General features: G+C 67.0%; 15 protein-coding genes. 8 read left to right on the top strand and 7 right to left on the bottom strand.

Annotated elements, in window-relative coordinates; translation table 11 throughout:
• Window positions 1-83 precede the first annotated feature (83 nt).
• Complete coding sequence (locus RTY13_RS07840) at window positions 84-689, top strand: HAD-IA family hydrolase (protein ID WP_312782423.1); 606 nt, start codon at window positions 84-86, stop codon at window positions 687-689.
• Between the two features lie 25 nt (window positions 690-714).
• Here RTY13_RS07840 and RTY13_RS07835 read toward each other — a convergent pair whose 3' ends face one another.
• The 3 genes from RTY13_RS07835 to gltX form a co-directional block, all read right to left on the bottom strand.
• Window positions 715-888 (bottom strand): hypothetical protein, encoded by a 174-nt coding sequence (locus tag RTY13_RS07835; protein WP_312782422.1) that lies wholly within the window; start codon window positions 886-888, stop codon window positions 715-717.
• 133 nt (window positions 889-1021) lie between these two features.
• A complete protein-coding gene (gene gltA, locus RTY13_RS07830; RefSeq protein WP_312782421.1) occupies window positions 1022-2323 on the bottom strand; it encodes a citrate synthase in 1302 nt (433 codons plus the stop codon).
• A 65-nt stretch (window positions 2324-2388) separates the two neighbouring features.
• The gene (gene gltX / locus RTY13_RS07825; RefSeq protein WP_312782420.1) at window positions 2389-3804 is read right to left on the bottom strand and encodes a glutamate--tRNA ligase; all 1416 of its coding nucleotides are present in this window, start codon (window positions 3802-3804) and stop codon (window positions 2389-2391) included.
• 196 nt (window positions 3805-4000) lie between these two features.
• Between gltX and RTY13_RS07820 the strand changes: the two genes are divergently transcribed.
• Window positions 4001-5980, top strand: a complete 1980-nt coding sequence (locus tag RTY13_RS07820; protein ID WP_409450290.1) for a ComEC/Rec2 family competence protein — start codon at window positions 4001-4003, stop codon at window positions 5978-5980.
• Here RTY13_RS07820 and lexA read toward each other — a convergent pair.
• Both lexA and metC read right to left on the bottom strand, forming a co-directional pair.
• Window positions 5961-6653 (bottom strand): transcriptional repressor LexA, encoded by a 693-nt coding sequence (lexA, locus tag RTY13_RS07815; RefSeq protein ID WP_312782417.1) that lies wholly within the window; start codon window positions 6651-6653, stop codon window positions 5961-5963. The genes RTY13_RS07820 and lexA overlap by 20 nt on opposite strands.
• Window positions 6654-6786: 133 nt before the next feature.
• Window positions 6787-7965: a cystathionine beta-lyase gene (gene metC, locus RTY13_RS07810; RefSeq protein WP_312782415.1), complete on the bottom strand. Its 1179-nt coding sequence runs from the start codon at window positions 7963-7965 to the stop codon at window positions 6787-6789.
• Between the two features lie 117 nt (window positions 7966-8082).
• On the opposite strand from metC, the gene RTY13_RS07805 reads away from it, so the two are divergent.
• The gene (locus RTY13_RS07805) at window positions 8083-9147 is read left to right on the top strand and encodes an amino acid ABC transporter substrate-binding protein (RefSeq protein WP_312782413.1); all 1065 of its coding nucleotides are present in this window, start codon (window positions 8083-8085) and stop codon (window positions 9145-9147) included.
• Window positions 9148-9220: 73 nt separating this feature from the next.
• Complete coding sequence (locus RTY13_RS07800) at window positions 9221-10486, top strand: dicarboxylate/amino acid:cation symporter (RefSeq protein ID WP_312782411.1); 1266 nt, start codon at window positions 9221-9223, stop codon at window positions 10484-10486.
• Between the two features lie 2 nt (window positions 10487-10488).
• Here RTY13_RS07800 and sseA read toward each other — a convergent pair whose 3' ends face one another.
• Window positions 10489-11328 (bottom strand): 3-mercaptopyruvate sulfurtransferase, encoded by an 840-nt coding sequence (gene sseA / locus RTY13_RS07795; RefSeq protein ID WP_312782409.1) that lies wholly within the window; start codon window positions 11326-11328, stop codon window positions 10489-10491.
• A gap of 124 nt (window positions 11329-11452) precedes the next feature.
• Between sseA and kdsA the strand changes: the two genes are divergently transcribed.
• From kdsA to RTY13_RS07775, 4 genes are read left to right on the top strand one after another with little or no spacing between them, the layout of a single operon-like run.
• Window positions 11453-12355, top strand: a complete 903-nt coding sequence (gene kdsA, locus RTY13_RS07790; RefSeq protein ID WP_409450289.1) for a 3-deoxy-8-phosphooctulonate synthase — start codon at window positions 11453-11455, stop codon at window positions 12353-12355.
• A gap of 18 nt (window positions 12356-12373) precedes the next feature.
• The gene (gene rfaE2, locus RTY13_RS07785; RefSeq protein WP_312782405.1) at window positions 12374-13834 is read left to right on the top strand and encodes a D-glycero-beta-D-manno-heptose 1-phosphate adenylyltransferase; all 1461 of its coding nucleotides are present in this window, start codon (window positions 12374-12376) and stop codon (window positions 13832-13834) included.
• Window positions 13835-13868: 34 nt separating this feature from the next.
• Complete coding sequence (gene rfaD, locus RTY13_RS07780; RefSeq protein ID WP_312782403.1) at window positions 13869-14870, top strand: ADP-glyceromanno-heptose 6-epimerase; 1002 nt, start codon at window positions 13869-13871, stop codon at window positions 14868-14870.
• Window positions 14867-15970 (top strand): DUF3089 domain-containing protein, encoded by a 1104-nt coding sequence (locus tag RTY13_RS07775; RefSeq protein WP_312782401.1) that lies wholly within the window; start codon window positions 14867-14869, stop codon window positions 15968-15970. The genes rfaD and RTY13_RS07775 overlap by 4 nt, the downstream gene beginning before the upstream one ends.
• On the opposite strand, the gene recG is transcribed toward RTY13_RS07775, so the two are convergent.
• On the bottom strand, window positions 15967-18057 hold the full coding sequence (recG, locus tag RTY13_RS07770; protein ID WP_312782399.1) for an ATP-dependent DNA helicase RecG: 2091 nt from the start codon (window positions 18055-18057) through the stop codon (window positions 15967-15969). The two genes, RTY13_RS07775 and recG, sit on opposite strands and share 4 nt — an antisense overlap.
• Window positions 18058-18121: the final 64 nt, after the last annotated feature.

Raw genomic sequence — 18121 nt, 5'->3', positions numbered from 1 at the left:
CGCGCTCCGCGCTATCGCCCCGTTGCCGACAGACTACAAATGAGCAGAATGACGCCTTTCTGGTGGGATGGACCGCGCCTCTGATGAAACCGGCTGTGTTGATGGTGGATGTTGACGGCGTTGTGGTTCGTCACCCCGATCCGTCAGGATGGTCCGCTCGCATTGAGGAGGATTTGGGTGTTCCGCGCCTGGCGCTGCAGGCTCGCTTCTTCAAATCGTGCTGGGACGACGTCGTTCATGGTCGTGCAGCCCTCCAGGACAGGTTGGCGCCCGCGCTCGCAGAAATCGCGCCGCATGTCAGTTGCGATCAGTTGATCCGCTATTGGTTTGAAGGCGACGCCCACCTGGATGAGCCTCTCCTGCTTCAACTCGCTCATGTTCGGGCATCAGGAGTGCCGCTGCACTTGGCGACCGTTCAGGAGCATGAGCGCGCGTCCTATCTGTGGAATACGCTCAGGCTTCGTGACCTGTTTGATGACATGCACTATGCCGCGCAGCTTGGCGTTTCGAAGCCGTCGCCAGATTTCTACGCGGCGGTGGAGCAGCGGGTAGTCCTGCCTGCGTCGGCGATTGCCTTCATCGACGACAGCGAGAAAAACGTCGAAGCCGCACGTGCGCGGGGTTGGAAGGCGGCGCTTTGGACCCCCGGCGCGACACTCAGCACCCTCATTCCAGAACTAAACGGCTAGCCGAAACGTCCGCTTCCCGGACCACTCAGCGCGTCATCCAGGGCTTGTTCGCGCCGGACTTCACCGTGATCGACTTGTCCCGTTGCAGGCCGCCCTTCTGGGGAGGGCCGGAGCGTGCTTTCAACGCAGCCTGTTTCAGACGGAGCGCGCGCTGGGCGGGCGTCTCGGCGGCGGGGACGTCGTCTTTGTGGTCGCTCATGACCGCTTCCTAGCATGGCGCAGCCGCTTCGGCGGCGTGAGGGAAACAAAAAACGCCGGAGCTTTCGCTCCGGCGTTCTTCATTCGTGTGGGGCCGTGGTCAGGAGACGAAACCTCCTCGACCCGACGCGGCCTTAGCCGCGCTGTTCGATCGATACGTAGTCGCGTTGCGTCGGGCCGGTGTAGAGTTGACGCGGGCGACCGATCTTCTGCGAGGGATCGGCCATCATTTCCTGCCACTGCGAGATCCAGCCCACGGTGCGGGCCAGGGCGAACAGGACGGTGAACATGGTGGTCGGGAAGCCCATCGCCGACAGGGTGATGCCCGAATAGAAGTCGACGTTCGGGAACAGCTTGCGCGAGGTGAAGTACTCGTCCGACAGGGCGACGCGCTCCAGTTCCTTGGCGACCTGGAACAGCGGATCGTTCTCGCGGCCCGTGGCGGCCAGCACTTCGTAAGCCGACTGCTGCATGACCTTGGCGCGCGGATCATAGTTCTTGTACACGCGGTGGCCGAAGCCCATCAGCTTGTACTTACGGTCCTTAACGCCCTGAATGAACTCGGGAATACGGTCCGGCGTACCGATTTCCTTGAGCATGTTCAGCGCTTCTTCGTTGGCGCCGCCGTGCGACGGGCCCCACAGGCAGGCGATGCCGGCGGCGATACAGGCGAACGGGTTGGCGCCCGACGAACCGGCCAGACGGACGGTCGAGGTCGAGGCGTTCTGCTCGTGGTCGGCGTGCAGGGTGAAGATGCGGTCCATGGCGCGAACCAGGGCCGGATCGACCACATAATCCTCGGCCGGAACGGCGAAGCACATGCGCAGGAAGTTCTCGGCGTACGACAGGTCGTTGCGCGGCGAGATGAAGGGCTGGCCGATGTGGTACTTGTAAGCACGGGCGGCGATGGTCGGCATCTTGGCGATCAGACGGATGGCCGAGATGTCGCGCTGCACCGGGTCATGGATGTCCAGGCTGTCGTGATAGAAGGCCGACAGGGCGCCGACGGTGCCGACCATGATCGACATGGGGTGGGCGTCGCGGCGGAAGCCTTCGAAGAAGCGGTCGAACTGGGCGTGCAGCATGGTGTGCCGCGTGATGTTCTCTTCGAACTTCTCATATTGCGCGGCGGTCGGCAGTTCGCCGTGCAGCAGCAGGTGGCAGACTTCGAGGAAGTTCGACTTCGAGGCCAGCTGGTCGATCGGATAGCCGCGGTGCAGCAGAACGCCTTCGTCGCCATCGATGAAGGTCAGGGCGCTTTCGCAGGCCGCCGTCGAGGTGAAGCCGGGGTCGAAGGTGAAGGCGCCGGTCGCGCCGTACAGCTTGCGGATGTCGATGACGTCCGGTCCGGTCGAGCCCGCGAGGACAGGAAGTTCGACGTTCTTGTCGCCGTAGGTGAAGGTCGCCGTGCCGGCGGGTTTCGCTTGTTCAGTCATCTAGGCCCCTTATTTTTCTTCGGGCCGGGCGCGGGGAGGCGTCCAGCCTGCATGGTTATGGGTGTTCACTTAGTCTGTTGCAGCGCATCATCCAAGCGCCCCAGACCTTCGTCGCGTCCCAGGGCGGCAAGAATTCTCGCGATATCGGGAGACACCGATCCGCCGGTCAGGGCACCGCGCATGGAAGGTCCGATTTTTCCGAAGCCTACACCTTCTTCCTCGGCGAACGCTTTAAGTTCAGCTTCGAGGGCGAAAACGTCCCAGCTCTGGAAAAGACGGAGCCGTTCACAGAGTCGTGAAATTCGCTCGCCGCCTTCGCCGCTTAGCAAACCACGGGTTTTCTCATCGAGGGCCAGCGGACGCGCCTTCAGGACGAACTCGGTCTGGGCGACCAGCTCCAAGATGGTCTTGGCGCGGTCCTTGACGAAGGGCATGGCGCGCAACAGGCGGGCCTCGTCGTCGGGCTGCAGCGCGCGGCCGACGGCCAGATGGGCGTCCAGGGTCAGCTTGGCCAGGCGATCATCGTCGGCCAGCCTGATCCAGTGGGCGTTGACGTGGGCCAGCTTGTCGAAGTCGAGGCGGGCGGGCGCCTTTCCGATGCCCGGCAGGTCGAACCATTCGATGGCCTGCTCGTCGCTGAACAGCTCGTGGTCGCCGTGAGCCCAGCCGAGGCGCGCCAGATAGTTGCGCATGGCCTCGGGCAGGTAGCCCATCTCGGCGTATTCATGGACGGCCTGGGCGCCGTGACGCTTCGACAGCTTGGCGCCGTCGGGGCCGTGGATCAGCGGGATGTGGGCGAAGGTTGGACGGGTCCAGCCCAGGGCGTCATAGATCAGGCTCTGGCGGGCAGCGTTGTTCAGGTGGTCGTCACCGCGAATGACGTGGGTCACGCCCATGTCGTGGTCGTCCACGACGACGGCCAGGTTGTAGGTCGGGGCGCCGTCCGAGCGGACGATGACCAGATCGTCCAGCGACGAGGATTCCCAACGCACGCTGCCTTGCACGGCGTCATCGACCGTTACCGCCTGATCCAGCGGACGGCGGAAGCGGATGGTGGACGGCTTGGCCAGGTCGTTCACGGTCGGCTCGCGGTCGCGCCAGGGTGAGACGAAGTCGCGGCCCTCGGCCTTGGCGGCGTCGCGCAGGGCGTTGGTTTCGTCGGCGGTCAGGAAGTCGCGGTAGGCGTGACCCAAGGCCAGCAGCTGCTCGGCGACCTCGCGGTGGCGGTCGGCGCGGGCGAACTGGAAGACGGGCTCTTCGTCCGCGAACAGCTCCAGCCAGGACAGGCCGTCGAAAATGGCCTTTACGGCGTCGTCGGTCGAACGCTCGCGGTCCGTGTCCTCGACGCGGATCAGGAATTTACCGCCCTGGCTCTTGGCGTACAGCCAGTTGAATAACGCGGTTCTCGCCCCGCCGATATGCAGGTAGCCTGTGGGCGAGGGGGCGAAGCGGGTGACGACAGTCGAGGAGGGGGAGGTCATTCAGGAAGGGTCCGTTGCGGAGGCCCTTATACGCTCGCGCGCGCCAAAGCGAAGCCTTGCCGTAAGGCTTCTTGAAGGGCTGCGCGCGGAGGTCGCGGATCAGACGGACCGCTGGCGGCTGTGGGCGCCGGTCTTCTTCGGCGGTGGGTGCGCGGTCTATTTCGCTTTGAAGAGCGAACCGGCGGGGTGGCCATTGATGGTCGCGGCGGTGCTGACGGGCGCGGCCTGGCTGGCGGGGCGGCGGTTCGGGCTGGCGCGGCGCTGGACCCTGATCCTGCTGATGCTGGCCTGTCTGTGCGGCGGTGCGGCGCTCGCCAAGTGGCGGACCGAGGCGGTCGGCGGGCCGATTGCGCCGTCCTTGGCCAAGCCGACCGTGGTCGAGGCCTGGGTCATGGATGTCGACAGCCCCGGTGAGCGCGGCGCGCGAATCATCGTGGCGCCGGTGCGGGTCAGGGGATTAGCGCCCGAGGCGACGCCGGTGCGGGTGCGGGCTACGGTGCGGGGCGAGCCCCCGGCGCCGGGAACGGCGGTGCGGCTCTACGGCATCCTGAACCCGCCGCCCGCGCCCGCCAGTCCGGGGGCCTATGATTTCGGGCGCAACGCCTACTTTCAGGGCATGGGCGGTACGCTGTTCGCCCTGGGCCAGACACGGCTCACCGCCTTGCCCGAACCGCCGTGGCGCGTGCGGATGGCGATGAAGATCAATGCAGCGCGCTATGCCCTCGCCCAACGCATCGTGGCGCGGCTGGGCGAGCGGACGGGCGGGATCGCCGCCGCCATGACCACGGGGCACGAGGCCTGGATCGGACGCGAGGATCTGGACGCCATGCGCGATTCCGGCCTGGCGCACATCCTGTCGATCTCGGGCCTGCACATGGCCATTGTCGGCGGTTTCGTCTTCTTCGCCGTGCGGTTGGGCGTGGCGGCCTTGCCGTGGCTGGCGCTGAGGGCGCCGGGCAAGAAGGTGGCGGCGGTCGCGGGCCTGATCGCGGTCGGGACCTATCTGGTGGTGTCGGGTGCGCCGCCACCGGCCGAGCGGGCGGCGATCACCGCCTCCATCGCCTTCGTCGCCATCCTGCTGGACCGACAGGCGGTGACCATGCACGCTCTGGCGGTCGCGGCCTTCGTCGTCCTGTTGCTGCAGCCCGAGGCCATCGTCACGCCGGGGTTCCAGATGTCGTTCGCGGCGACGGCGGCCCTGGTCGCCCTGGTCGAGGTCTGGCCGCGTCGGATCAAGGAGATTTCCGCGCCCTGGCCCATCGTCGCGACGCAGAGACTGGGAAGCTGGCTGCTGGTCGCCTGCACCGCCAGTCTGGTGGCGGGCATGGCGACGGGGCCGTTCGCCATGCAGCATTTCAACCGTACAGCCATGTACGGGCTGGTCGCCAACCTCGGCGCGGCGCCGGTCGCGGACTTCATCCTGATGCCGGCGCTGGCGCTGGGCGCGGCGTTGGAACCGCTGGGTCTGGGTGCGCCCTTCCTGTGGCTGGCGGGCAAGGGCGTCGATCTGATGCTGGTCATCGGCCACTGGACGGCGGGCCTGCCGGGGGCGGTCCAGACCATCGCCAGCGCACCGGCGGCGGCCCTGCCGGTGGCTTTCCTGGGCATTCTGTTCATCTGCCTGTGGCGCGGACGTCTGCGCTGGCTGGGCCTGCCGCTGGCGACGGCTGTGTTGATCTGGCCGAGGCCAGAAGCGCCCGACCTCTGGATCGGCGACGGCGGGACCAATGCGGCCTGGCGGCAGGGTGAAGCGGCGGTCGTGATACGGCCCGGCGTGCGCCAGTTCGCAGCGGACCTGTGGTCGCGGCGGCGCGGGCTGGAACTGACGCCGAGGCCGGAGGAGGGCTGGACCTGCAAGCGGTCCTTCTGCGCGCCGGACACGAGCAAGGTCGGGCGGCCGGTCGCCCTGTGGTGGGGCAAGGCGGCGCCGACGGCAGAGCAACTGGTGGTCCTGTGCCGGTCGGCGGAGGTCGTCAGCAGCCGCGCCGAGCTGGCGTCGTTGCCGGCCTCATGCGCGGGCCGGCTGGTGCTGGACGGCGTGGACTATGGGCGCGGTGGCTCGGTCGAGCTGTGGCGCGTCGGCGCTGGCTGGAAGGCTGTCTGGGCTGCGGACGTGCGGGGCCAGCGGCCCTGGACCCGTCAGGCCGATCCCGCCTTCAGTGATAGCGACGGATAAGGCCGACCAGCTTGCCCTGAACCGCGACCTGATCCGATCCGTAGATCTTGGTCTCGTAGTTGCGGTTGGCGGGCTCCAGCGCGATGGAGGCGCCCTTCTTGCGAAGGCGCTTCAGCGTGGCCTGTTCGCCCTCGACCAGGGCCACGACGATCTCGCCGGACGAAGCCTCGGCGGTCGATTTGATGATGACCATGTCGCCATTGAGGATGCCCGCCTCGATCATCGAGTCGCCCTCGATCTCGAGCAGATAATGTTCGCCCGCGCCCAGCATGGTTTCCGGCACCGGATAGCGGGCGGTTTCATGCTCGATGGCGTCAATGGGGGTGCCGGCCGCGATCTTGCCCATCAGGGCCAGTTCGCGGGTGTCGTTGGCCGGTTCTGCCGCCTTGGGACGACCGCCGCCCTCGATGACGCCGGGCTTGAAGCCCGCATGGCCGCGCGGCGCGCCGGCCGTGGCCTGTTCCGGCAGCTTGGTCACCTCCAGGGCGCGGGCGCGGTGGGCCAGGCGACGGATGAAGCCGCGCTCCTCCAGCGCCGTGATCAGGCGGTGGATGCCCGACTTGGACGCCAGATCCAGGGCCTCCTTCATCTCGTCGAAGGAGGGCGAGACGCCCGTTTCCTGAATTCGTTCATGGATGAACATCAGGAGTTCGTGCTGCTTCTTGGTGAGCATGGGCGCAAGGCTTCCAGAACAAGGCGTGAACCGTTGAGGATGTTCTGTAAGTGTTCTGGCTCAATGTCAACTGATGCGGCGTGTTCGAGCTTGCCTCAAGCTCTTGTGGGTTTCAGGGGCGCACGGAGCGAGGTCAGTGCTGCGGGCAAGCCGCGATCCATGCCGCCATCCCGCGCCGAAGATCTGCGATGAGGTCGTCCGGATCTTCCAGCCCGACATGAAGGCGCAGGAGTTGTCCAGGCAGGATGGGCGCATGTCGGCGCCACGCCAGTTGCGCAGTCTCATGGGTGATCAGGCTTTCAAACCCGCCCCAGGAATAGCCCATGCCGAACAGGCTGAGGGCAGACATCAGGGCGTGGGCGGCGGCCTTGTCGCCGCCCTTCATGACAACGCCCATCAGGGCGGCTCCACCGGAATAGTCGCGCCGCCAAAGGTCGTGGCCGACCGATCCGGGTAGGGGCGGGAACAGGACGCGCTCGACCTCAGGGCTGGCTTGGAGCCATTCGGCGACCTGAAGCGCAGACTTCAACGCTTCGTTGTATCGCAGCGGCAGGGTCCGCAAACCGCGCAGGGCCAGCCAGGCGTCGTCGGGCGAAACGTGCCAGCCCAAGTCCTCGATCGTGTGCAGAATGGCGCGGGCGACTTCGCAGTCCTGAACCGCCACGGCGCCCATCAACAGGTCGGAATGGCCGGCCACGTACTTGGTCACGGCCTGGACGCTGACATCGACGCCGTGGTCCAGCGGGCGTAAGGCCAGGCCTGCGCCCCAGGTGTTGTCCATCACCGTCAAGACGCCCCTTGCGCGGCAGACAGCGGTCAGGGCCGGCACATCGACGATCTCGAAGGTCAGGGACGACGGCGACTCGATCAGCAGGACGCGGGTTCGCTCGCTACAAAGGGCCAGAATCTCGGCGGTCGAAGCATCCGCCGGATGGAAGTGCGTCACGATTCCGCGCGCGGCCAAGTGGCGAGCCAGGAAGCGGCGGGTGGGGCCATAGACGGCGTCGCTGGTCACCACCTCGTCGCCCGGATGGAGCAGGGCCAGCAGGGGCACGGTGACGGCGGCGAGGCCCGAGGGGACCAAGAAGGCCTCGCTGGCCCCTTCCAGGTCGGCCAAGGCGGCGCGCAGTTCGCGCGCAGCGCTAGTGCCGTCCAGACCATAGACTGGACCGGAGGCCGAATCCTGCATTGAAGCCGGATCGTCGCTCAGCATGGTGGAGGCCCGCTCGACCGGCGGATTGACCGGCCGGCGCCCCTGGCCGCGGCGCGTGGCGGAGGCGATCAGGCGGGTGCGGTCGGAAAGGCGATGCATGAAGGCTCCGGCGGGTTGCGGTTCTGGTCCTAGAGGGCTCTAAAGAAGCTGGGGGCGCAAGCGGGCGAGGGTGACGGAATGCGGGCGGCGAGGATCGTAACGGGAATATCGCTGGCGATGTTGCTGGCGACGACGGCCTGCGAACGCCAGGCCAAGACCGATCACGCCGAGGCGCCGCCGACTGCGCGGCCCACGACGACGACCATGCCAGCGGAGGTGGCCAGCCCGACGTTGGCGGCGATCAAGCAACGCGGGCATCTGAACTGCGGCGTCAATCAGGGGCTGGTCGGCTTTGCCTATACGGACAACCGGGGGGCCTGGCGCGGTTTTGACGTCGACTTCTGCCGGGCGACGGCGGCGGCCATATTCGGGGACCCGGATGCTGTGCGATTCGTACCCCTGACCGCCGAACTTCGTTTCGACGCTCTACGCCAGGGGCGAGTGGACGTCCTGTGGCGTAACACGTCCTGGACCATGAGCCGCGACACGGGCGGTGATCTGAGCTTCGCCGGGATCAACTATTATGATGGTCAGGGCTTCCTAGTGCGTCGTGCGCTGAACCTGAACAGCGCGTCAGAACTGAATGGGGCCCGGATCTGCGTTCAAACGGGATCGACCACCGAACTGAACGTCGAGGACTATTTCCGCACGCGGGGGATCGAGTTCCGCCCGGTCATGGTCAAGACCGAGGAAGAGGCCCGCCAGGCCTATGCGCGCGAGGAATGCGACGCCTTCACCGCTGACATTTCCGCCTTGGCGGCCGCGCGGACGACCTTGGCCAATCCGCAGCAGCACGCCATCCTGCCGGATGTCATCTCCAAGGAACCGTTGGGTCCGGTCGTGCGACGCGGCGACGATCAATGGACGGCGGTGATACGTTGGACCTTGAACGCCCTGATGCTGGGCGAAGAACTGGGCGTGACCAAGGGCAATGTTGCCGCTCTGGCGCGTGACAGTCAGGAGCCGCGCACTCGTCGCCTGCTGGGCGAAGAGGGTGACTTCGGGCCGTCGCTGGGATTGCCGAGGACCTGGGCGCGGGACGCCATTTCGGCAGGCGGCAACTACGGCGAAATCTTCGAGCGGAACCTTGGCCAGCAATCGGCGCTGAATCTGGCCAGGGGCCTGAACGCGCAATGGAGCGCGAGGCCCAGCGGCCTGATCTACGCCCTGCCGATACGATAGGGGGTCGGTCGGTCGCGGGATCGGGGGACGCATGACTGCAACGACCAGACCGAAGCTACCGCTGCACGTCTTGATGTTGATCGGCTTTATGGTCGGGCTGACAGGGGGGCTCCTGGTCAACCTGACGATCGGCGGCGAGGCGCCCTGGGTTCAGTGGCTGACCTCCAATATCACCGGGCCGGCGGGGCAGATATTCCTGCGGCTGCTGTTCATGCTGGTTCTACCCTTGCTGTTCTCGGCCCTGGTGGTCGGGGTGGCCGAGATGGGTGACATGAAGACGCTCGGGCGGGCCGGGACCAAGAGCCTGTTGTTCACCGTCTTCATCTCGGCCATCGCCGTCATCATCGGCCTGGTCATGGTCAATGTCTTCCGCCCCGGCGACGGCGTGGACCCAGCGCTGGCCCAGCAACTTTTGGAGCAAGGGCGGAGCGGTGCGGCCTCGATCGTCGGCAGCGCGCCGGACTCTGTCCGGGCGGGCGACTTCTTCCTCGATCTGGTGCCGTCGAACGTCTTCACGGCGGCGGCGCAGAACGAAATCCTGCCGGTCATGGTCTTCGCCCTGATGTTCGGCATTGGGCTTGTGCTGGCCAAGGGCCCGGCGACGGAGGCCCTGCAAAAGACCATCGAGGGCGTGTTCGAGGTGATGATGAAGCTCATCAACCTGGTCATCCGCCTGGCGCCCATCGCCATCGCCTGTCTGATGTTCAACCTGGCGGCCCTGTTCGGCTGGGAGCTTCTGGTGCGGCTGGCGGCCTTTGTCGCTGTCGCTGTGGGGGCGATGGCGATCCACATGTTCGTCGTCTATCCGATCTGCATCGCGACCTTGGGCGGCATGTCGCCGCTGAAATTCTTCCGGGACATCCGCGAGGCCATGGTGGTGTCCTTCTCGACCGCCTCGTCCAACGCCAGCCTGCCGGTGTCGCTGCGGGTGGCTGAGCAGAATCTGGGCCTGCCGCGCAAGATCGCCCGCTTTGTCCTGACGGTCGGAGCGACGGCGAACCAGAACGGCACAGCTCTGTTCGAGGGGGTGACGGTGCTGTTCCTGGCGCAGTTCTTCGGCGTCGATCTCAGTCTGGGCCAGCAGTTCATCGTCATGCTGGTTTGCATCCTGGGCGGGGTCGGCACGGCGGGCGTGCCGGCAGGGAGCCTGCCGGTCATCGCCATGATCCTGGCCATGGTGGGCGTGCCCCCTGAGGGCATCGGCCTGATCCTGGGCGTCGACCGCTTCCTGGACATGTGCCGCACCACGTTGAACGTGACGGGTGATCTGGTCGTGGCGACCGTGGTGTCGCGCGGCGAGGAGGATAAGGACGCCACGCTTCCGGCGGTCGCGCGATGAGTCTAGCCGACCTCGACGGGAACGTCTTCGCGCGCGCCCCATTCGGCCCAGGAGCCGTCATAGAGCAGAGACGGCCGGCCCAGCTCGGCCAGACCCAGGCTGAGGATGGCGGCGGTCACGCCTGAGCCGCAACTGGTGATGATGGGGCGATCCAGATCGACGCCCGCGGCAGCGAAGGCGGCTTCCAGCGCTGAACCGCGTTTCAGCGTCTGGTCGGCGTTCAGCAGTTGTCCGAAGGGCAGGTTCAGCGCGCCCGGCATATGGCCGGCTCGGACGCCTGCGCGGGGTTCGGCGGCCTCGCCGCGAAAACGGGGTGCGCCGCGGGCGTCCACCACCTGAACCTCGCCGGCCAGGGCCTGCCGGACCTGCCCAAGGTCAACGACTCGGTCCGCGTCGAACGTCGGCTTGAAGCTTGATATCTGTCCGGGCGTGACTGGCCCGTGCTCCAACGGGCGGCCCTCGGCACGCCATTTCGGCAGGCCGCCGTCCAGAACCCGAACACTGCGCGCACCCATGATCTGCAGCGTCCACCAGACCCGCGCCGCCGAGAACAGACCCTGGGCGTCATAGACAACGATGTCGTCCGTCTCAGCCGCACCCATCCGCCCTGTGGCCTCGGCGAAGGCTTCGGGCGACGGCAACATATGGGGGTAGGGGCTGGCGTGGTTGGACACGGCGTCAAGATCGAAGAAGGCCGCACCCGGCAGGCGCTCGGCCTCGAAGTCCGCGCGGGCGTCGCGCCCGTCCAGCCACCAACTGGCGTCGATGATTCGCAGATCGTCAGCACCAAGGCCGTCGGCCAGGGCTTGGGTCGAGATCAGGGGGCTGTGGGGCGTGCTCATGGGTTCAGATTACCATGATCGCGTGGTTGGTGGTCAGGGCCTGAGTCGCCGGGTAAGTTGCGAAAACGCATCCGCGACGCCACCTGTCCGACTTAAAGTCGCGGCATAGGCCCGCGAACCGCCGTTGAAACCAGTTGAAAGCGCCGCCGTGACCTCTCCGAACGCCGTCATCACCCTGTCCGAAGGCCTCAAGACGCCCGTCGTCATTGGCGGCGGCGCCCGCATCGTCTTCATCGCCGGTCCTTGCCAGATGCAGAGCCGCCAGCATGCGTTGGAAACCGCACACGCGCTGAAGGAGATCGGCGAGCGTCTGAACCTCGGCATCATCTACAAGACCAGCTTCGACAAGGCGAACCGCACCAGCGCCAGCGCCGCGCGCGGCATCGGCCTGAAGGACGCGATGCCGATCTTCGCCGAAATCCGCGAAGTCACCGGCCTGCCGACCCTGACCGACGTCCATTCCGAGGCCCAGTGCGGGCCGGTCGGCGAGGTCGTAGACGTGCTGCAAATCCCGGCCTTCCTGTCGCGCCAGACCGATCTGCTGCTGGCCGCCGCCGCCACGGGCAAGGCGATCAACATCAAGAAGGGTCAGTTCCTGGCCCCGTGGGACATGAAGAACGTCATCGCCAAGGTGACGGGCGCGGGCAACCCCAACGTCATGGCTTGCGAGCGCGGCGCCAGCTTCGGCTACAATACCCTGGTCAGCGACATGCGCGCCCTGCCGATCCTGCGTGAGATCGGCTGCCCCGTCGTCTTCGACGCGACCCACAGCGTCCAGCAGCCGGGCGGGCAGGGCACGTCTTCGGGCGGCCAGCGCGAGTTCGTGCCGGTGCTGGCGCGCGCCGCCGTTTCGGTCGGCGTCGACGCCGTCTTCATGGAGACGCACGAAGACCCGGACAACGCCCCGTCGGACGGCCCGAACATGGTGCCGCTGAGCCAGTTCGAGGCCCTGGCCGCTGAACTGATCGCCTTCGACGACCTGGCCATCAAGCTGGGTCACAAGGGGCCGATGGCGAAGACGGCGTGAATCCGCTAGTTCGGCGTCATGGCTGAATGTTCTCTTGATCTCGGCGCCCTGCAATCCCTGCTGGAGCGCGTGCGCGACCTGAAGGTCGCCTGCGTCGGCGATCTGATGCTGGATCGCTATGTCTATGGCGAGGTCAGCCGCATCTCGCCCGAGGCGCCGATCCCCGTTTTGCGCGCGCGCCGCACCGTGGCCATGCCCGGCGGCGTGGGCAACGTCGCCCGCAACGTCGCGGCCCTGGGCGGTCAGGCCCGTCTGGGCGCCGTGGCGGGCGATGACGCGGCGGGCGCCGAACTGGCCGAGTTGATCGCCGCCGAGGACCGGATTGAGGACGCCCTGATCCGTCCCGAAGGCGCCGCCACCATCGTCAAGACACGCTTCGTCGCCGCCGGCCAGCAACTGCTGCGTCTGGACGACGAGGCTGCGCCCCATTCCGGCTATGCGGACAAGGCGGTGTTTCAGGGCGCGGGGGCTATCCTGCTGTCCGACTACGCCAAGGGCGTCGTGGACGACGGCGCCATTCAGGCGGCGTTGTGGGCCGGGGCCGAATACGGCGCGCCGGTCATCGTCGATCCCAAGGGCCGCGACTTCGCCCGCTATGGCGCGGTGGATGTCATCAAGCCGAACGCCAGCGAACTGGCGGGCGCCACCGGCCTGCCGACCGAGACCGACGAACAGGTCGAGGCGGCGCTGGCCGCCCTGCTGGCCGCTACCACGGCCAAGGCCGTCATCGTCACCCGCGCGGGCAAGGGCATGACGTTGGCGAAACGGGGGGGCGGCGTCACCCACTTCCCGGGCAGGGCGCGTGAAGTGTTCGACGTCTCGGGCGCAGGCGACACCTGCCTCGCCGCGCTGGGTCTCGCTCTGGGCGCGGGCGCGACGCTGGAACAGGCGGTGCAGTTCGCCATCCTCGCCTCGGGCGTCGTCGTGGGCAAGAGCGGCACCGCCGTCGTCACGCCCGCCGAATTGATCGAGGCCGAGATGAGCCAGCACGCGGCCCTGGCCCAGTCCAAGGTCACGCCGCTGGACGAACTGGCGGATCAGGTCGAGGCGTGGAAGCGTCAGGGCCTGAAGGTCGGCTTCACCAACGGCTGCTTCGACATCCTTCACCGCGGCCACGTCGCCTATCTCAGTCAGGCGCGCAGCTGGTGCGACCGGCTGGTGGTGGCGCTGAACACCGACGCCTCGGTGCGCCGCCTGAAGGGCGAGGGCCGCCCGGTCAACGATCTGGACAGCCGCGCCGCCGTCATCGGCGGTCTGGCCAGCGTCGATCGTGTGACGGCCTTCGACGACCCGACCCCCATCGCCCTGATCGAACGCCTGAAGCCGGACGTGCTCATCAAGGGCTCGGACTACACCAAGGACAAGGTCGTCGGCGCCGCCGAGGTCGAAAGTTGGGGCGGCGAGGTCCGTCTGGCTGACTTCGCCAACGGCTATTCCACGACCAAGACCATCGAGAAGATGACTGGAGAGAAGGCATGAGCCCCTCAAGCAGCGCAGCGGTAGGGGAACGAAAATGACGCCCAGAATGATCGTCGTCACGGGCGGCGCGGGCTTCATCGGCTCCAACATCGTCGCCCGCCTGTGCGAGAGCGGCGCCTGGGACGTGGTCGTCTGCGATCGGCTGGAGACGGCCGACCTCGCCAAGTGGAAGAACATCGCCAAACACCCCATCGCCGACCTGTGGGCGCCCGAAGAGCTGTTCGAGCAGCTGGAGCGCCACGCCGACCGCATCGAGGCGGTGATCCACATGGGCGCCATCTCCTCCACGACCGAGCCGGACGCCGACCTGATCCTGCGCACCAACTTCAGCCTGTCGCGCGACATCTGGGACTGGTGCGCGGTGCGTAACGTGCGGATGATCTACGCCTCCTCGGCCGCCACCTACGGCGACGGCGAGACGGGCTTTGAGGATCGCGACGATCCTGACAGCCTGAATGCGCTGCGCCCGCTAAACGCCTATGGCTACTCGAAATATCTGTTCGACCAGTATGCCGTGCGTCAGGCGGATCGGGGCGAGGCGCCGCCCCAGTGGGCCGGGCTGAAGTTCTTCAACGTCTATGGTCCGAACGAGGGCCACAAGGGCGGCATGAAGTCGGTCGTCGCCCAGATCTGGCCCAAGGTTCAGGCGGGCGAAACGGTCAGCCTGTTCCGTTCGCACAACCCCAACTATCCCGACGGCGGCCAGTTACGCGACTTCGTCTTCGTCGACGACGTGGTGAACATCATCCTGTGGCTGCTGGAGCGCGAAGATATTTCGGGCGTGTTCAACGCCGGATCGGGTCAGGCGCGTTCCTTCGCCGATCTGGCGCGCGCCACTTTCGCGGCGGCGGGCAAGGAAGCCTCCATCGCCTATATCGATATGCCCGAGGTGATCCGCGACCGGTATCAGTACTTCACCGAGGCCAGCATGGACCGTATCCGCGCGGTCGGCTTCAACGGCCAGTCGACGCCGCTGGAAGAAGGCGTGCGTCGCTACGTTCAAGACTTCTTGGCGCAGCCGGATCCCTATCGATGAAGATGCCCAGCCTGACCTTGCGCCAATGGGTCGGCTACACGGGTTTTGCGGTCGTCTTCATTCTGGTGGCGGCCGTTGCGGTCTGGCGCGGCGATATCCTGAAGGCAGGGCTGGATCCGCAGATCCCGTTCCAGACCTATGAGCCGCCTCCGGCGCCTGTGTATACGGAAGCCTCGGCCTGGGCGCTGCGCGACGCCCGCGCGCCGGGGGCCGACACGGCGGCCATCTTCTTCCTCCACTCGACCACCTATGATGGCGGGTCTGGTTGGAACGGCGCCATCGGCGATCGTAAGGCAGACGCCTATCTGAAGCGGGTCGTGATCCCGAACTATGCTGGCCCCTTCGCCCGCGCCGGCGCCATCAGCGCACCGCGCTATCGTCAGGCCAGTCTTTATACACGGCTGACCCTGCGCGAGGACGCGAGGGAGGCCCGCGCCTTCGCTTACGGTGACGTGGAGAAGGCTTTCGATCAGTGGCTGACCGACCACCCCACCGGGCCGATCATTCTGGCTGGGGTGGAGCAGGGTGCGGACTTGATCGCCCGGCTGGCGCGCGAACGTGTGGCGGCGAACGACGGCCTGCGTCGGCGTCTGGTCGCGGTCTATCTGATGGACGCCATTGTCGGTCTGGACCAGATTGCGCCGAGCGCCGCCTGTCATGACCGAAACCAGACCGACTGCATCATCGGTTGGTCTCAGGTGGGAGAGGGGGACGAGGGCGCCGCGAAGCGGCGGTTGAGGCGCGCCCTGGTCTGGGATGAGCGTGGTCAGTTGATCGAGTTGGGCGATCAACCGGCACTATGCGTGAATCCGGTGTCGGGCAGCGACGATGACGCTGCGGTTCCCGCCCGGCGGCATCTGGGCGCCGCCAACGCTACGGGGCTGGAATGGGGGGTTCGGCCCGCCTTCATCGACCGCCAGATCGCCACCCAATGCCGCGACGGCCTGCTGCGTCACACGGTGCTGAAATCAGAATCCTTCCGCGAGTTCAGCGGCTGGGCCAACCGCCGCAAGGCGCGGCCCTACAACCTTTTCTATGCCGACATTGAAGCTGACGCCTTGGCTCGCCTAGCAGCCTGGAAGGCGAAGCAGGTTTTCTAGTCAGCGCCGGATCGGTCCGCACGCCAGTCGAACAGGGCTTCGAGTACGCGCACGGCCTCGCCGCGCGGGCTGGTCAGGTCGGGGTCGCGGCTCAGGATCAGGCGAGCGTCGTCAGAGGCCGCCAGCATCAGCGAGCGATGCTTGATCGGGTCGGCGAAGCGATAGGCGGGGAAACCGCTCTGTTTCAGGCCCAGAGGATCGCCGCCGCCACGCAGACGGAAGTCTTCCTCGGCGATCTCGAATCCATCTTCGGTGCGGCGCAGGGTCTCCAGACGCTCGCGTGCGGTCTCACCCAAAGCGCCGTCCTGACCGCCGTACAGCAGGATGCAGGAACTGGATTTGGCTCCGCGCCCGACCCGCCCCCGCAACTGGTGCAATTGGGCCAGACCGAAGCGGTCGGCGTGTTCGATGACCATGATGGAGGCGTTGGGCACGTCGACACCCACCTCGACGACCGTGGTGGCGACCAGCAGCGGGATGCGGCCCTCGGCGAACTCGGCCATCACGGCTTCGCGCTCAGCGCCCGGCATCTGACCGTGGGCCAGGCCGACCTCGACTTGCAGGATGCGGCGCAGGTCGTTGGCGCGTTCCTCGGCGGCGGCCAGATCGATGGCTTCGGATTCGGCCACCAGCGGGCAAATCCAGTAGGCCTGAGCGCCGCTGTCGATCGCCGCCTTCAGTCGCTTGGCCACCTCGCCGATGCGGACCAGAGGCAGGACGGCGGTGGCGACGGGGGTGCGGCCGGGCGGCTTCTCCATCAGGCGGCTGACCTCCAGCTCGCCGTATTGGGTCAGTTCCAGGGTGCGCGGGATCGGGGTGGCCGACATGGTCAGAAGGTGGACGCCGCCGAAGGCGGGATCGCCTTTGGCCTGCAGCCGCTGACGCTCGTTGACGCCGAAGCGGTGCTGCTCGTCGATGACGGCCAGGGCCAGGCGGTTGAACTGCACGGCGTCCTGGAACAGGGCGTGGGTGCCGATGGCGACCTGGGCCTCGCCCGAGGCCAGGGCGGCCAGCCGCTTGCGCCGCTCGGCTTGAGTGTCGCGACCGGTCAGCAGGATCGTCGTTATCCCGGCTTCCTCCAGCATCGGGGCCAGTCGCTGATAGTGCTGGCGGGCCAGGATCTCGGTCGGCGCCATCAGGGCGGACTGCAAGCCGCTGGAGGCCGCATCGGCCAGAGCCAGGGCGGCGACCGCCGTCTTGCCCGAGCCTACGTCGCCCTGCAGCAGCCGGCCCATCTGTTCGCTTGAGGCCAGATCAGCGCGGATTTCCTCAAGAGCGCGGGCCTGGGCGCCGGTCAGGGTGAAGGGCAGGGCGGCTAGTATCCGGCGCGAGGCCTCGCCCGGCGTGATGCGCGGCGCGGGCGTGATCTGGCGTGCGCGGCGGCGGCGGGCCAAGGCCAACTGGTGCGCGAACAGCTCGTCATAGGCCAGACGCTGACGCGCCGGGGCTTCAGGCGTCAGGTCCATTTCTGAGGTCGGCGCGTGAAGGGTCTCCAGCGCCGCGCGCCAGCCGGGCCAGCGTCGCGCCGCCAGCCAGGCTGCGTCCTGCCACTCGGCCAGTTCTGGCGCTGCAGCAAGCGCACCCTGCGCCAGTTTCCTGACCACCCGCGAAGTCAGGCCCTGCGTCGCCGGATAGACGGGCTCGGACAGGGGAATCTCGTTCGCCTTTTCCAGCGGCAGGATGTAGTCGGGGTGCGCGATCTGCACCTCGTTGTTGAAGCGCTCGACCTTGCCGGTGACCAGCCGCCGCTCGCCGCGCGGCGCCAGGTTCTCGATATGGCGGGGCGATCCCGCGAACCAGATCAGGTGGACGAATCCGGTGTCGTCCGAGGCTCGCATCTTCAGCGGCGCGCCGATCTTGTGCGGCGGGATCAGGCGGTCGATCAGAACGTCGAAGACGCCGATCTCGCCTTCGACGGCGGCGGCGGCGGTCGTGCGACGGCGCTGGATGATGCCTGACGGCGACAGGAACAGGACGTCGCGCACCAGCGGCCCGGCCAGCTTGTGCACCAGGGGCGCGCTTCGGGGGCCCACCCCCTTCAGGGTGGAGACGTCCGCGAACAGGGGAAAGAGAATCTCGGGCCGCATTAGCCTCAGCATAGCTGGCGAAAACGGAACGGGAACGCTATCTGATCCAACTCTTCACATGAAC

This window comes from Brevundimonas sp. (genome assembly GCF_032055285.1).
Taxonomy (GTDB): Bacteria; Pseudomonadota; Alphaproteobacteria; order Caulobacterales; family Caulobacteraceae; genus Brevundimonas.
Note: the sequence above shows the minus strand (reverse complement) of the source record. Positions and strands in the feature narration are given on the sequence as shown.

Bases quoted from the DNA above. Each gene is read 5' to 3' on its own strand.
- RTY13_RS07840 (WP_312782423.1), top strand. From the start codon at position 84: ATGAAACCGGCTGTGTTGATGGTGGATGTTGACGGCGTTGTGGTTCGT.
- RTY13_RS07835 (WP_312782422.1), bottom strand. From the start codon at position 888: ATGAGCGACCACAAAGACGACGTCCCCGCCGCCGAGACGCCCGCCCAG.
- gltA (WP_312782421.1), bottom strand. From the start codon at position 2,323: ATGACTGAACAAGCGAAACCCGCCGGCACGGCGACCTTCACCTACGGC.
- gltX (WP_312782420.1), bottom strand. From the start codon at position 3,804: ATGACCTCCCCCTCCTCGACTGTCGTCACCCGCTTCGCCCCCTCGCCC.
- RTY13_RS07820 (WP_409450290.1), top strand. From the start codon at position 4,001: ATGGTCGCGGCGGTGCTGACGGGCGCGGCCTGGCTGGCGGGGCGGCGG.
- lexA (WP_312782417.1), bottom strand. From the start codon at position 6,653: ATGCTCACCAAGAAGCAGCACGAACTCCTGATGTTCATCCATGAACGA.
- metC (WP_312782415.1), bottom strand. From the start codon at position 7,965: ATGCATCGCCTTTCCGACCGCACCCGCCTGATCGCCTCCGCCACGCGC.
- RTY13_RS07805 (WP_312782413.1), top strand. From the start codon at position 8,083: ATGTTGCTGGCGACGACGGCCTGCGAACGCCAGGCCAAGACCGATCAC.
- RTY13_RS07800 (WP_312782411.1), top strand. From the start codon at position 9,221: ATGTTGATCGGCTTTATGGTCGGGCTGACAGGGGGGCTCCTGGTCAAC.
- sseA (WP_312782409.1), bottom strand. From the start codon at position 11,328: ATGAGCACGCCCCACAGCCCCCTGATCTCGACCCAAGCCCTGGCCGAC.
- rfaE2 (WP_312782405.1), top strand. From the start codon at position 12,374: ATGGCTGAATGTTCTCTTGATCTCGGCGCCCTGCAATCCCTGCTGGAG.
- rfaD (WP_312782403.1), top strand. From the start codon at position 13,869: ATGACGCCCAGAATGATCGTCGTCACGGGCGGCGCGGGCTTCATCGGC.
- RTY13_RS07775 (WP_312782401.1), top strand. From the start codon at position 14,867: ATGAAGATGCCCAGCCTGACCTTGCGCCAATGGGTCGGCTACACGGGT.
- recG (WP_312782399.1), bottom strand. From the start codon at position 18,057: ATGCGGCCCGAGATTCTCTTTCCCCTGTTCGCGGACGTCTCCACCCTG.